The sequence below is a fragment of the Bacteroides thetaiotaomicron VPI-5482 genome (assembly GCF_000011065.1).
GTDB classification, from domain to species: Bacteria; Bacteroidota; Bacteroidia; order Bacteroidales; family Bacteroidaceae; genus Bacteroides; species Bacteroides thetaiotaomicron.
On sequence record NC_004663.1, the window covers coordinates 3,927,984 to 3,943,270 of the forward strand.

General features: G+C 40.1%; 8 protein-coding genes and 1 pseudogene. 3 read left to right on the forward strand and 6 right to left on the reverse strand.

Annotated features, from left to right (window positions below):
- Positions 1-17 precede the first annotated feature (17 nt).
- The 4 genes and pseudogenes from BT_RS15675 to BT_RS15690 all read right to left on the reverse strand — a co-directional run bounded on the left by BT_RS15675 (position 18) and on the right by BT_RS15690 (position 6,480).
- Entirely contained in the window at positions 18-1,685 is a 1,668-nt protein-coding gene (locus BT_RS15675; RefSeq protein ID WP_062694127.1) for an arylsulfatase, read from the reverse strand.
- Entirely contained in the window at positions 1,682-2,812 is a 1,131-nt protein-coding gene (locus BT_RS15680) for a family 43 glycosylhydrolase (protein WP_008767358.1), read from the reverse strand. Before BT_RS15680 ends, BT_RS15675 begins: the two co-directional genes overlap by 4 nt.
- A gap of 105 nt (positions 2,813-2,917) precedes the next feature.
- Positions 2,918-4,475: pseudogene (locus BT_RS15685) on the reverse strand (sulfatase).
- A gap of 7 nt (positions 4,476-4,482) precedes the next feature.
- Positions 4,483-6,480, reverse strand: a complete 1,998-nt coding sequence (locus BT_RS15690) for an alpha-L-arabinofuranosidase C-terminal domain-containing protein (RefSeq protein ID WP_306465282.1) — start codon at positions 6,478-6,480, stop codon at positions 4,483-4,485.
- Positions 6,481-6,735: 255 nt separating this feature from the next.
- On the opposite strand from BT_RS15690, the gene BT_RS15695 reads away from it, so the two are divergent.
- From BT_RS15695 to BT_RS15705, 3 genes are all read left to right on the forward strand, one after another.
- A complete protein-coding gene (locus tag BT_RS15695) occupies positions 6,736-10,767 on the forward strand; it encodes a hybrid sensor histidine kinase/response regulator transcription factor (RefSeq protein WP_011108633.1) in 4,032 nt (1,343 codons plus the stop codon).
- A gap of 61 nt (positions 10,768-10,828) precedes the next feature.
- Positions 10,829-11,386 carry a DUF6705 family protein gene (locus tag BT_RS15700; protein WP_008767363.1) on the forward strand — a complete coding sequence of 186 codons (558 nt, stop codon included), beginning with the start codon at positions 10,829-10,831 and terminating at the stop codon, positions 11,384-11,386.
- Positions 11,387-11,492: 106 nt separating this feature from the next.
- Positions 11,493-12,062, forward strand: coding sequence for a DUF6705 family protein (locus tag BT_RS15705; RefSeq protein WP_008767364.1), 570 nt, complete (start codon positions 11,493-11,495; stop codon positions 12,060-12,062).
- A gap of 777 nt (positions 12,063-12,839) precedes the next feature.
- Here BT_RS15705 and BT_RS15710 read toward each other — a convergent pair.
- Together BT_RS15710 and BT_RS15715 are read right to left on the reverse strand one after the other, a co-directional pair.
- Positions 12,840-13,769 carry an alpha/beta hydrolase gene (locus BT_RS15710; protein WP_224200527.1) on the reverse strand — a complete coding sequence of 310 codons (930 nt, stop codon included), beginning with the start codon at positions 13,767-13,769 and terminating at the stop codon, positions 12,840-12,842.
- 122 nt (positions 13,770-13,891) lie between these two features.
- Complete coding sequence (locus BT_RS15715) at positions 13,892-15,259, reverse strand: sulfatase family protein (RefSeq protein WP_008767366.1); 1,368 nt, start codon at positions 15,257-15,259, stop codon at positions 13,892-13,894.
- Between the last annotated feature and the right edge of the window lie 28 nt (positions 15,260-15,287).

Here is a 15,287-nt window from a genome sequence, read left to right on the forward strand (position 1 = left end):
TTTCCTACTGTGTTTTCCTACTTATCTCTATATTCTTTAAAGTCCTTCCGGCGTCCTTTATTATAAGTATTCCAAACCTTCGGGAAATAAAGCACATCACTATGGTCTGCCCACTCAAAATAAGCGTCTTCCAGTTCCTTTGCCATTTCAGGGTATTCCTTTATCAGATTATGTTGTTCTGTGCGGTCTTCTTTGATATTATAGAGTTCCCATTCATCACCTCTAAAATTCGCAGAGACCAGTTTCCAGTCACCTTTGCGTACCATACGATTACCTTCATGTTCCGCATAGATATAACGGTCCGGCATTTCTTCACCGCGTACAATAGGAAGGATTGACTTGCCCGGTGTAGGTACAATCTTTCTTCCTTCGTATTCTTCGGGATATTTAGTCCCTGCCAGTTCGATGCAAGTTGCCATGATATCCGAGAATTGTGCCGGTTGATGGTCAATACTGCCTTTGTGCTTAATCTGTTTACCCCACTGGATAATGCAAGGAGTGGATATTCCACCTTCATGCGCATAATGTTTATAAAGTGTAAATGGGGTACAACAAACGTTTGCCCAGCCGGTTCCGTAATGATGATAAGTTCCCGGTAGTCCCATCTGGTCTAATTCAGCACCAACATGAGTATGATATTCTGTTCCAGTTTGCTTGTCGAAACCAAATTCATGCCATTCGGCACAAGCTCCGTTGTCCGACATGAACATGATAAATGTATTATCCAGTTCACCGTTCTTCTGTAAAGTATCCAATACCCGACCAATATTGGTATCCATAATATCTATCATGGCAGCATAAATAGCCATACGGCGAGCCAGGTCAGTCTGCTGTTCCTTTGTTAAAGAATCCCAGGCAGGCAGCGGATGTGTCTCATCCTCAAACAAACTTTCGGGAACAACACCACGCGGGCTTAATGCTGGTTTTCCTTGCAAAAGCCCCATCTTTACTATTCGTTTCCAACGTTGATCTCGAATCTTATCCCAACCCTGCAGGTAAATCTTCATATATTTATCCGTTACTTCTTTCGGAGCGTGCAACGGAAAATGAGCAGCATTGTATGCCAAATACAGAAACAAAGGTTTTTCTTCCTGATGTGCCTGATTAATAAAGTCTATGGCATAATCGGTTATTACGTTAGTAGCATAAAATTCTCCCTCTTTATATTGACGTGGGTTACGATCCTTAGGCAATCGGGTATATACGTCCGGATTCCAAAAAGAATTGAATCCACCTAACAAACCATAATATTCCAGGAAACCTCGGTTTATCGGATTGGCGGTTTTGCCCAGATGCCATTTACCGGACATGGCTGTGAAATATCCGGCATCTTTTAATACTTCGGCAATGGTAACGTTGTCAGAATTGGAACGAAAGCCGGCATATCCTTTCGGCCATGCCGGACGGGTTGCATCCATGTGTCCTAACCCTGTCTGATGCGGATAAAGTCCGGTTAATAAATTGGCACGTGACGGACAACTCCGCGCACTGTTATACATTTGTGTCATACGGACACCCTGTTTGGCCATCTTATCCAATACCGGTGTCTGTACTTCTCCTCCGTAGCAACCTAAATCGGAGAAACCCAGATCGTCCGCCAATATAACAATGATATTAGGCTTTTCTTGTGCAAAAGTCATTGCTCCGAAAGCCAATCCCCCGGTTATCAATAGTGATGTTTTCATTTTGCCTGATAATTGTGATTAGGTTTAAATTTTCCGTTTTCATAAAGCATCGGAATCAATCCCGGCCGACATGTCACTTTATATTCGGCCGCCTGTGCGCCACGAGGGTTAAAAAACATGGTTGCCCACCAGTTGCCATCCTTATCCTGAAACAGATTGTTGTGTCCGCCGCCGGTAATTGCGTTATACCGTTTACCATAAGGACCATATACATTGTCGGCAGTGGCAATGATACAATCATAGCTATAACGAGTTTTCTTATTAGTTAACCCTTCCTTCTCGACATAAGTGTCCCCCTTCACCGTGCGGTGTGCCCAGATAGCTTGTACCAAATGATATTTTCCATCATATTTAAAGATGAATGCTCCTTCAACATACGGCTCCGGAGAGTATTTACTTTCTTTTAATGTCTTTATCTCTTCTGCCAAACCACTCATATCTGGTTTCATGCGTGCTATATAGTGGTTGTGACCGACAAAATATACGGTACCATCCGTATCTTCAAACAGGCTTCCGTCAATGTTTGGAAAAATGGCTTTATCCTCGTTACCTTCGATATTTTCATAAGGTCCCTCCGGCTTCCCGGTAGTACTCCGCAGAATAAAAGAGCCTCTTCCGCCTGCCGATTGATTCATGCAGGCTACAATAAACCAATTTTTCGCACTCTTTATATAGTGCATTTCCGGTGCCCATACAGCGTGGAAACGGTTATCCATCGGATCATTATTGATAGACTTCTTCGCATATTTCTCTCCCTCTTTATATACTTTGGGATCTTTCTGCCAGGTACCGTCTTTTTCCATTGACCAGATTCGTCCCATGGCTTCCCATATCTTCAGGTCTTTGGAGCGCCAAAGATACAAACCGTCATTCCAATCCCAGCAATGTCTCTGTCCCGGAAAGTGACGGTCGGGGGTAGAAGTGGTTCCAGTGATATAGTAGTAACCGTCGGGGCCTAGTGTTGCCCATGTGTCACGCATCCAGTAGTCAAATGCCGGTTGAACAGATTTTGGGACACGCAGCTCCGGAGCGTTTGTATCAGCAGTTCCATATGCTTGTGCCGATGCTGTGCTGACTGAGACAAATCCTGTCAGTAAAGCAAGTCCTAATCGCAATATAAATTTCATAGATTACAGTTTTATTATTTACGGATACAAAAGTAGACTGTTACAGGATTGAGCTCATGGAACAATGTCTTTAATATCCGTCAATATGTACATTCTTTTGATTTATTATTGTTCGGGTTGGAGATAATTATAAGGATCCTGTTTAAAATGATAACGTTTCCGGGGAAGAGGGAGTGGATCCTGCAGACGTAATTCCCATGCGACTAACTTCGTCAGAAGCTCTGTCTGAACAGCAGTGTATTTCTTTTTACCAAACAGGTTATCTACTTCCGAAGGATCTTTCTTAAGATTATATAGTTCTCCGTTTCCATAGTTATCCATCACCAGTTTCCAGTCGTCTTTTCTGACCATACGAGAGGTACCGCTTTGAGTCCAGGTATTGAGTTCATCAAAGTATGCAATCTTACCCGGCGTCAATGCCCCTTCCTGTTCGAAAGTAAGAGAAGAATCCAGTCCGACATGTGCTCCTCCAAAACCTTGTTGTACGACAATGCTGGAAAACTCTTCTTTGGGGTATTCTTTTCCGGTCAACATCGGCCATAAGCTACGACCTTGAACACCAGCCGGAATCTTGGCACCGATTGCAGAACAAAGAGTAGGAAAAATATCAGCAATTGACACATGGCTATCCATAGGGGCTGATTGATTCTTGACATGATATCCTGCCCATACCATCGGGATACGTGCGAGACTTTCAGAAAGTCCGGCTCCTTTGCGGATCAACCCGTATTCTCCCCAATAATCGCCATGATCTGAAAGAACAACAAAGATTGTATTTTCAAACTGCCCGCTGGCTTTTAACGATTCGATCAGTCTCTTTATCTGGTCATCTATTAAACGGATCATGCCGATATAATTAGCACGGATTCTGGGTAGGTCCTGTTCCAGATTAGGACAAGACGCATCTTCCAGTTCTGCTAAAATGCGATATTTCTCTCCTTTCTTTTCCAAGTCTTTACGTGACGTCTTCAATACGGGAAGCTTATCCGGCGAAAACATAGAATAATAGGGTTCGCAAACCTGATAAGGATTATGAGGTTCCGGGAAAGATACCCACACAAAGAAAGGATTCTCTTTTTGACTCTCTATCCATGACAATGTCTCATTAACGATTTTAGCAGGGTGTTGCTCCTCTACAGGAATTGGCGAAGGTTCCAGCCATTGTCCCCTGGCTTTCTGGTTTAAGAAACGAGCCGTCTCTTTTTCTTCGGGAGTCGTTTTCTTATTTTTACCCCAATGCCCGTATTCTGACCAAAAGTCCAAGTCAGCAGGTTTCAGATAAGCATGGTTTTTACCTACAAGTGCTGTTTTATATCCGTTTTCTTTTAATACGCCCACCAAGTCCTGTTCAAAAAAGATATCCGGAATGTTGTGGTTGGTACGTACATGGGTTGCCGAAGGAAAACGTCCGGTGAACATGGAGCAGCGGGCAGGAGAACTGGCCGGTGCTACAGTATATGCTTTGTTAAACCATACATTTTCCTGAGCTAATTGATCTACATAAGGAGTAACTGCCAGAGGAAAACCTTCTCTGCCACATAGGTCAGCACGCTGCTGATCGGTCATAATGATTACAATATTCGGCTTGTCGGTTTGTGCCATCAATGACATAGACAAACCCCTGTAATGCCAATCCCGTAATACAAAACGCTGCATTTCTCATATTTATCTTATTTAAAACGGTATACAATCATTGAAGAAGCCTCAAGCTGCAAATCTTTATTTAAGTCCAGTGTTACGGTCGACTGAACTGGCTTTACTGCATCCGGCATTTCCGGAGTGTTATTCTTGCCGGGTTCCAGACTCAATGTTATTTTTTGTGCCTGTATCTTTTTCCCAAATCCTTTCACTGCTGTTTGAAGTACCACCTCCTGTTTTCTCAAATTGATCAGTTTCAGGATATATTCTTTACTTTCACTATCATATCCCATCGTAACAAAGACATTCTGCAAACCCTTCATCCCCTGAATCCCAGCATCCAGGCATACATCGAAAGTGTGGTCTCTGAACATTTTTGATAAATAATAGAAAGATGTCCTGATGCTGCAATCTACCCCATTGATTAGCATAGAGTGCAACTGACGATGCTCTGAAAAATCCCAATGGCGCATCACCGGACGTTCTGCCAATAATGGATTCAAGTCTCCATTACGTTCAAGAGACATTCGCACCGCTCCGCTGGCTAACAGATTATAGGGATACTTCCCGTCAATGCCCAATTCTCCAACAAACAAATCCGCTATTCCCCGTTCATAGTTGTCAAAACGGTAATGCTGCTTGCAAGCCCATTCGACAGGTTGATAATGGTGTTCATCGAATACCTTCACATTCTTCGGGTTCACAAACTTCGCAATATCAATCCGTTTGTCGTCATTTTCTTTGCCTATGATACTGTTGGCTATGTATATCAAGTCGGGGTACTGTCTGTGTAACGCTTGATAAATCTTCTCGTAACGTTCCCAATAAACAGGTCCGAAGTCTTCGTTTCCAATTTCAATGTACTTTAGAGGGAAAGGCTTCGGATGTCCGTTCTTTACACGTAAAGCCCCCCATTTGCTGGTTTCCGGACCGATTGCGTATTCTATGGCATCCAGTGCATCCTGAATATAAGCATCCAGATCAACGTCCGGTTGAATGAAATTCCAGGGAGAACTTTGCTTTACCCAACCTGTACAGATCATCCCTGTAGGGATTACGTACATAGCATCTGCTCCCAAATATTCGCACAATTCGTAAAACTCATGATAACCAATTCCATCTGTACGGTAGTAAGGCGCCCATTTACTCCATTGTCCCGGTCGATTTTCAATGGGACCTATTGTCTTTTTCCAGTGGTACATGGTAGCTTCATTCACCCCATGCACAATACATCCGCCGGGAAAACGAATGAAATCCGGTGCATATTCTTTCAAGTTCTGCATAATATCCGCCCGAAAAACTGATTTTCCATTGTCCCATGTATCAGAAGGGAATAAAGAGACGACATCCAGTTGGAATTGCCCTTTACCTAACGGCTGAATGGCAAGCATCCCCCGTTTGACATCTTTATCAGGTTTTAATGTTCCGGTAAGTTTCGTCCACTCTTTACCCTTTACATCCAAAACAAGCTGAGTACTGACCGGTTTACCTTGTTCGTCTACCAGCATAACTTGAAGAAGAGCTGTATAATTTTTGCTTTTTATATACATGGAAAGATGATAAGATACCTCCTTTCGTAGATTCATACCGTAATATCCCCGATTTAGAATCATTGCCTCCGGATTGTTTGCAATATCTTCAGTCACGTTGACCAGCATTGAATACTTATTCTCCTTATTCAGAGGATTTTCTTCTGTACGGCTAATGAAAATGGGAGTATAAGACAGAGGATAAGTGTTCCATCCGATCAGAGGGTCTACATGAAATACATCTTTGTTTTTTCCACGCGGATTCGGTACATTCTGATAAAGCCCATTTTTGACCGCCAGATCTGCGGGTGGAGTTGCTTCTTCGAATGAACGGTTGCGTACCAGTTCGGCATGCAAGGCACCTTCTCCTATCATACCAATCTCTTCATAATGGAACCCATATTGGACACGGCTTACTTTGCGTGTTTTCTGTTTGTCGATATGCAAAACACCCTCATGAGTATCATTTACCTGGCTTCCTGTTATCGGCTGGATAAACATAAAACAGCACAGGCAATACACTGCCGTTCTGCAAAATTTTGTTTTCATGGTCTTTTCATTTGGTTTACGATACAAATGTAGAGAATTCAAAGAATAAACATTCGTAACATCATGTTCAATATAAGGAAGCATGTATTGTTTGAGCCCATAAAGCTTCGATTGTGCACATAATTTCTAATGGAATATACATTTGTACTAGAAAAACCGATAGAAAAAAGACTATCTTTGAGCGTTAAACAAGGAGTAGAATCAGATATGAAAAGGAGTACACTCAAAAATCTTATATCGGTAGCAGTTTGTTTATTATTCCTGCTTCATCCGACATTTGCGGAAGGAAAAATCCAATATAATAATGTCCGCTTCAAACAGCTAAGCATTACAGAAGGGCTTTCTCATAATACTGTCAATGCCATATCTCAGGACAGTAAGGGATTTATGTGGTTTGGCACCAGGAATGGATTATGCAGATATGATGGGTATAATATTACCCGGTACTTTCACGAAGAAGGGGATTCCACTACAATCAGCCATGATTTTATCACCAAACTATATAATGACCCCTGCCGGAATGTCCTCTGGATTTCTACGGAGCAAGGAATCTGCAAATACAATCCCCAGAATGAACAATTCACACGCTATCACATAGAGGGAAACAATAAGAACAGTGTCTTATTTCTGAACACGTCTGACAGCAGATTGCTGACCGGATGCAGTAACGGCATCTATCAATACGATAATGAAAAAAACAGCTTCACTCCTTTTATATTAAATGAAGGAAAAGGAGAAAATATTCGTGGACTGGTAGAAGACTCAAACAATGTTCTATGGATAAACAGTAACAAAGGGGTGAAACGCTATAATCTAAAGAAGGAACAATTTGAACCACTGCCTCTGAACATCCGTCCATTTTTGGAAACGTGCATTCAATTAGTTATGTTGCCTGGCAATCAGTTGTTATTCAATACACCTCAAGAGGTATTTGTGTACAATATCAATAATGATTCGCTGTATCCTCTGGCCGCGATCAAGGATATCAGACAATTCAGATGTGCAACAACTGATACTATGAACAACATCTGGCTGGGAACCGAAAATGGAATTTTCATTTATGACCAGACCTTTCGGTTAGTGACTCACTATCAGCAGTCGGAAAGTGACTTGAGTAATCTGAACGATTCTCCTATTTATAGCCTTTTTGAAGATTACAATCATAACATGTGGGTTGGAACCTATTTCGGTGGTGTGAATTATTTTATATATGCTTCGGATCAGTTCCGGATTTATCCTTATGGAAACTCTCCCAATCATCTGAGTGGTAAAGCTGTACGCCAGATCATCAATACTCCGGACAACGGGCTCTATATTGCTACCGAAGACGGAGGGCTTAACTACCTGAACAGCAATCGGGAAATAACGCGTTCCGAACGACTCCATGAACGGATGAATATAAAAGCCCGGAATATACATTCCTTGCTGATTGACAGTAAACAGAACCTATGGATCGGTCTGTTTCTTCGGGGAATGAACTATTATATGCCCAAAGAGAACAAAACGCTTTCTTTTAATGACGGAATGGGGAAAAACTCATCCGGGTTCTGCATCATAGAAGACGAAACCGGCAAAATCTGGTATGGAGGGCCGTCGGGACTATTTACCTTGAAGAAACAGAACGGCAGTTTCCAGTTGAAAAAAGTTTCTGCACTTCCTGTCTTTTGCATGCTTAACCTCAATGACAGCATTATCTGGACTGGAAACCGTCAAAATGGAATATACCAGATAAACAAACGAACAGAAGAACAGACACCTCTTCCACAATTCTCATCCAGTAAGTTGTATATGACTTATTTATATATGGACTCGCAGGGGAATATTTGGGCAGGAACGAACAATGACGGGCTTTTTGTTCTGAATAAAAAAGGCGAAAAATTGAAAAGTTATTCGAAGAAAGAATTGGGATCGAACGCTATAAAAGGTATAATAGAAGATGATCAGAACACTATATGGATAGGAACAGACAACGGATTATGTAATATTCAGCCGAAATCCGGATTAATCAGCCGGTATACCATAGCCGACGGACTGCCGACCAATCAGTTCAATTATTCCTCTGTCTGCAAGAAACCCGACGGCGAACTGTTCTTCGGAACAATTAATGGCATGATTTCTTTCTATCCTGAACAGGTGCGCCCTGTAGAACCTCATTTTAATATCGCTTTGACAGGAGTATGGAGCAATAACGATGTCGTATCTTCCAGCAATCCGGATGCGCTACTGCCCGCCTCTATCTCTGAAAGTGATGTGATGACGCTTACCCACGAACAGGCACAATCCATACGTATCGAATACTCAGGGCTTAATTATCAATACAAAGATAAAACGCAATATGCCATGAAGCTGGAAGGCATCGATAAAGAATGGCAGTTTGTAGGCAATCAGCATCAGGTACGTTTCTCTAATCTCCCGACCGGAGATTATACATTGAAGATTAAAGCAAGCAATGACGGAGTAAACTGGGATGAAAAAGGACAGAAAGAGTTGACTATCCATGTACTACCTCCGTGGTGGCTTTCTATATGGGCCTATCTGACCTACGTATGTATGGTTCTCTGCATCATCTATTTGGCATATAAATATACCAAAGCCAGGTTGATTCTTCTTATGAGACTGAAAACGGAACATGAGCAACGGGTTAATATGGAGAAGATGAATCAATCGAAAATAAACTTCTTTACGTACGTATCTCATGATCTGAAAACACCGTTGACTTTGATCCTGTCACCACTTCAGCGGCTCATCAAACAGAAACAAATCGATAATAATGATCGCGAGAAACTGGAAGTCATCTACCGCAATGCCAACAGAATGCATTATCTTATTGACGAACTGCTCACTTTCAGTAAAATCGAAATGCAGCAAATGGAAATTAACGTCAGAAAAGGAAACATCATGCATTTCCTGGAAGAGATTTCTCATATCTTCGATATTGTATCTAAGGAAAAGGAGATTGATTTCATTGTCAGTCTGGAAGAAACGGATGAAGAAGTCTGGTTCTCTCCATCCAAGCTGGAACGCATCATGTATAATCTGCTGTCGAATGCTTTCAAATACACCCAGCCGGGAGATTATGTGAAACTCAGTGCCAAGCTTCTCAAAAAAGATTCGGAAAATTTCATCGAAATATCAGTAAAAGACAGCGGCAGAGGGATTCCTAAAGAGATGAAAGATAAAATCTTTGACAGCTACTTCCAAGTAGAAAAAAAGGATCATAGAGAAGGCTTCGGATTGGGGTTATCTCTCACGAAGTCACTGATTCATATGCATAAGGGGGAGATTAAGGTTGAAAGCGAAGTCGGAAAGGGATCGGAATTTATCGTCAGCCTGAATGTTTCAGAATCTGCCTATAGCTCTTCGGAGAAATCTTTGGAAAGTATCACGTCCGAAGAAATACAGAAATATAATCTGCGGATGAAAGAAACGATCGAACTGATTCCCGACCAGTTGATTTCTACCGAGCAAGATAACACCGACGTCAAAGAAAGTATCCTTATTGTAGAAGATAATAAAGAGATGAATGATTATCTGGCAGAGATATTTAGCAAAGATTATCAGGTATTTCGTGCTTACAATGGTGCTGAGGCTTGTAAGTTACTGAAGAAGCAACTGCCCGATCTGATAGTCAGCGATGTAATGATGCCCGTGATGGATGGTCTGGAATTAACGGCATACGTCAAACAGGATTTGAATAGCAGTCATATCCCGGTAATTCTGCTAACTGCTAAAACGGATGAATTGGATCATACTCAAGGGTACTTGAAAGGGGCGGATGCGTATATAACCAAGCCTTTTAATGCACAGAATCTGGAACTATTGGTTCAGAATATGCGTACTAACAGAAAGCAGAACATTGAGTATTTCAAGCGGATCGAGAAGCTGAACATTACACAAATAACGAACAATCCACGTGATGAAGTATTTATGAAAGAGTTAGTTGACCTGATTATGGCCAATATCAAAGACGAAGAGTTCGGAGTTACTGAAATTATTACTCATATGAAAGTGAGCCGAAGCCTGTTGCATACCAAGCTTAAATCATTGACCGGATGTTCTATCACCCAGTTCATGCGGACTATAAAGATGAAAGAAGCAAAGATTCATTTACAGAATGGCATGAATGTCTCGGAAGCTTCGTACGCCGTAGGAATGTCCGACCCTAACTATTTTACAAAATGTTTTAAGAAAGAGTTTAATATCACTCCTACTGAATTTATCAAACAACTGAATCTGTAAATTAAAAAACAAACTTATATCTAATGCTTATTAATATTTAATACATGAAAGTACATGTAAAATGAAAACATTTAGAATTATTGTATTGCTATTAGTTCTAGGAATTAATGCTACAGCACAAGAAAATCAAAATTTTGCTAAGATACTAGATACTTATGTAGGTACTTGGGTTTATCAGAAAAATGATACCGTATTTAAAATTAAATTTCAAAAAGGTCAACAGCTATGGACAAAAAAAACCGCAAATGGACTTTATGGAGGATATTATCTATCAGTCAATGGAAGAGTATTGGAAGATTATATGGGAGAACTTCCTACGTGTTGGGATGTATTAAAAGAGTGTCAGCCTAATAATTTGTTTATATGGGCTTACAGTCCTTATACTGATGAATTAGGAAGTTTAGGTATAATATTTTATGACCAACGTAAAAGACACTTTGGTGGTAAGGGGATTACAGGTGGATACATACAGTTATTGTCGCCTACTAAGATTCGCTGGAAACTGGATGAGGAAAAAGGAATTTGGAATGAGACAGAAGGTGATGAATCTATTAGTGACGCAGGAAGGAGACCAATTGGCTTTTCTGTCCCAGATGACGTTATTATGACGAAAGAATAAGTATTGCGTGGAATGTGTATTGCAGGAATTATATGCCCGACAATAATTTTTCACTAATAGTCATAGGTTATAATTAGATGTAACTAAAAATGCAAGTACATATAAAATGAAAACATTCAAATTTATCTTATTAGCATTAGTTGTTAGTAATACTATTACAGCACAGAAGAATGTACGTCCTACTAAGAATTTGGATTCTTATGAAGGTACTTGGATTTATCAAAAGAACGATATTATTTTCAAAATAAAGCTACAAAAAGGGCAAGAGGCATGGAGAAACGATCTAATTAACGGACTTTATGGAGGATATTATCTTTCTGTTAGAGGAGAGGTATTAGAGAACTATATGAGTGGATTCCCTGTATATTGGGATTTTTCAAAAGACCCTCGTCCTAATAACATGTATATTTGGGTTTCTAATCACTCACTTCGTTTAGATGATATCAATCCCAATTATGTTAGCGTTTGGTTTTATGACCAACGTAAAAGACATTTTGGTGGTAAGGGAATTACAGGTGGATACATACAGTTATTGTCACCTACTAAGATTCGCTGGAAACTGGATGAATTAACAGGTATTTGGAATGAGACAGAAGGTGATGAATCTATTAGTGATGCAGAAAGGAGACCAATTGGCTTTTCTGTCCCGGATGACGTTATTATGACGAAAGAATAGATGCTATTCACATATGCAGTTGGGCATAAGTAATGCTGGAGAAAGGGTGTTTCATTATGAAGTAATGTCATCATATACTTTGGTATTACTACTTCCATTATTATTAGGCTATATACAGCAGCAAACGTATATGTTTGCTGTCCCTTTCCATTGCTTCCATATGGTGTCTTTATCGTCTTATTATTTTCTGCAGCATAGGCTTTTCATCAAGGATTTTTTTTAGAAGGAAGCTTCCCGACAATTATCCAGGTTATCTTGGGAGAAGAATACTTCTACTTTGAAATTTATTGATTCTCATTTTCTGACCTAACTATAAATGATACAGAGAGATAAATGATAGTATAAATGCCACCAAAATAGCTCGACAACTTTTTTCTCAAAAGTTGAAAGTAGATAATTTATTGGATAAAGAGTTCCTATGCTAAATTTAGCTCCGGCTTGTGCAATAAATAATCCTTTGCAGTGCATAAATTAATTCGTCCGCCTATAGCCGGACGCAAGTTTGCCTATAGCCGACGTTGCGTTTGCCTATAGCCGGACGAAACGTTGTCTATAGGCGGACGAATTAATTTATGCACCTGCGGATATTATTTTTTATAAAGAAAATGTTTATTGTATTCGACAGCAATGATTGTAGTGGTTGGGAAGCAGATTCAGAAGCGAATCAGAAATGAACCATAATAAAGAGGAAATATCCAAATTCTAAGTGTTTTTTAATATGCAAACAGCTTAAATGGAAAAATCCCCGATAAAAAACGACTGGCAAATCAAAAGCCTCTATTTAATATATCCTAAAGATTTCAAGAAGACCACAGTAGCTGACATCGTTTTTTCAAAAAATTCTTCAAACTTAGCATTAAAGAAACCGTGCTTTTGTCCCGGATATAGCAATAAATCGCAACGTGACCCTACATGTTCCATTTTCTTCTTAAACTTTAGAGCCGTTTCAAGCAAAACAATATTATCCTCACTCCCTAAAAAAAATATAGCAGGAGGAGCATCTTTTTTTATATTATGTATAGGAGAAAAATCTCTATAATAATCTTTTACTCTGTCGAATCCGTACCCATGAGGTCCATTATCTATAACCGGATTAAAAAGGATCAAAGCTTTAGGAATTGATGACACATTAAGATCATCCTCCGGATTATTAATTTGATGACAAAAAGCTGTTGCAGCAGCCAAATGTCCACCTGCAGAGCCACCGCCTGCCAATATTTTATCAGGATCAACATGTATGGACATTGCATGCTGCTTTAAATAACGCATAGCTGATTTTGCATCCATTAAAGCTTCTTTAGGAGTAGTACCTGCATTCTTTTGGGTTCGATAATCAGCTAATACAACTGTTACTCCATACTTATTCAAATAACTGGCTTGTGATTCAAATTGTTTAGGAGAACCGGAATTCCAACCTCCACCAAAAAAGAAAATAACAGCCGGAGAACTCTGATTCGTTTGGTCCTTGGAATAATAAACATAGAGTTTACCTGTAGGATAGTGATTATATCTCAAAATCGTATCTGCACTTAAATCATTGTTATCTCTAATAAACAGGTTGCTACCTATTAATAGGTTTCCACTATTAATAAGAACTAAAGATAATGTTACAATAGCCTTTAATTCTATACACCGTATTAGTTTAATTCGCATTATTATACTTTTTATCATTTCATTCAAATTAACAGGTTTATTTATATCTGTCATTGGATAGCGAGATAACTTACCTCATCAATATCAAAGATAAAACATTTATCCTCCTGAATCCATTGTCCCATAGGATGAAGACCATTAGAAGTATCTACTTCAATCTGCACACTGTTTACAAATCACTTTTGTTTGGAAGGCATATGATCAAACGCCCGCATTTCGGTAGCTTGCCCTTCGTCTCCACACGCTTTCATCCATTTCTTTAGTTCTGCATCCAGCCGAATAATAATATTGGAGTATTTCGTATCTCCTGCCAAATTGTTCATGCAAAATGGATCATTCCGTACGTCGTACAATTCAATGGCAGGACGATGCTGATACTTGAATGTCATCGCCTTTGCATGGGCATCTGTCTCTGCAAGCTGTTTCCATTCTTTAAATAAAGGCGTAGCAGTCATCGCATTCTGAAAGGTTGCCTCCGGAGTAAGGTTAACAATATATCGATATCTTCCATCATAGGCTGAGCGTATCCCGTAGTACTCCGGACCTTTATTTATTCCCCTGCTAGTCTGAAGAGAGAAAGAATATTTCTTATGCTCCTTCTTCTTCCCTGTCAAAACAGATTTAAAGCTTTCACCATCTACTCTCGTCTGCGGTTTTCCTCCTGCTATATCGACAAAAGTAGGAACTATATCCACATATTCTACTAATGCATCACTGACACTCCCCGGTTTGACTACTCCCGGCCAGCGGACAATGCATGCCGAATGTACGCCTGCATCATAACAAGTCCATTTGGCAAAAGGCAGACTGTTTCCTTGTTCACTCAAATATACTACAACAGATTGATCAGCGACCTTTTCCTGTTCCAAAATAGAGAGTACGTTACCAAACTCCTGATCCATAAAGTTGACTTCTGCAAGATACTTAGTAAACTCCTGACGTGTTTGTGGAACATCTACATACATAGGTGCCAAAGTTAATTTATCCGGATCGAACTGTGAGACATCACCTTTATTCCAAGGGGTATGTGGCTGATTGGAAGCAACAAACAGGCAAAACGGCTGGCCTTTCCTTTTGCAATCAGCGATAAATTTCTGAATAGCTTCAAAATGTAATTCCCCCTTTTCACTAGGCACGTAGAGATCAAAGGGAAATACTGACTTTGGAGCAACATGCTTCTTTCCAATCAAAGCTACTTTATACCCCAATGGATGCAAATGATGCACAACGCTTAAAGTACCCTGATCAGCACAAGTATGGTTTGGATAAGCTCCGCTACCCACAGGCCATAAACCTGTATACAGATTATGGCGGGTAGGCGATGACATAGGAGCAGCTTGATAGGCTTGGGTGAAACGCACTCCCTGTGTGGCAAAATTATCTATATTAGGTGTTTTCGAATCCACACTTCCATAGCAACCTAAATCGTAATATGAACAATCATCGGCTATGAACAACACCAAATTAGGCTGCGTGATTTGCTGTGCAAAAGAGCAAGTTGTCGCACTTAATGCAACAGAAACACTCAAAAATAGTCTATTCATAATTTATTTCTCCTTTCATGGGAGTGCT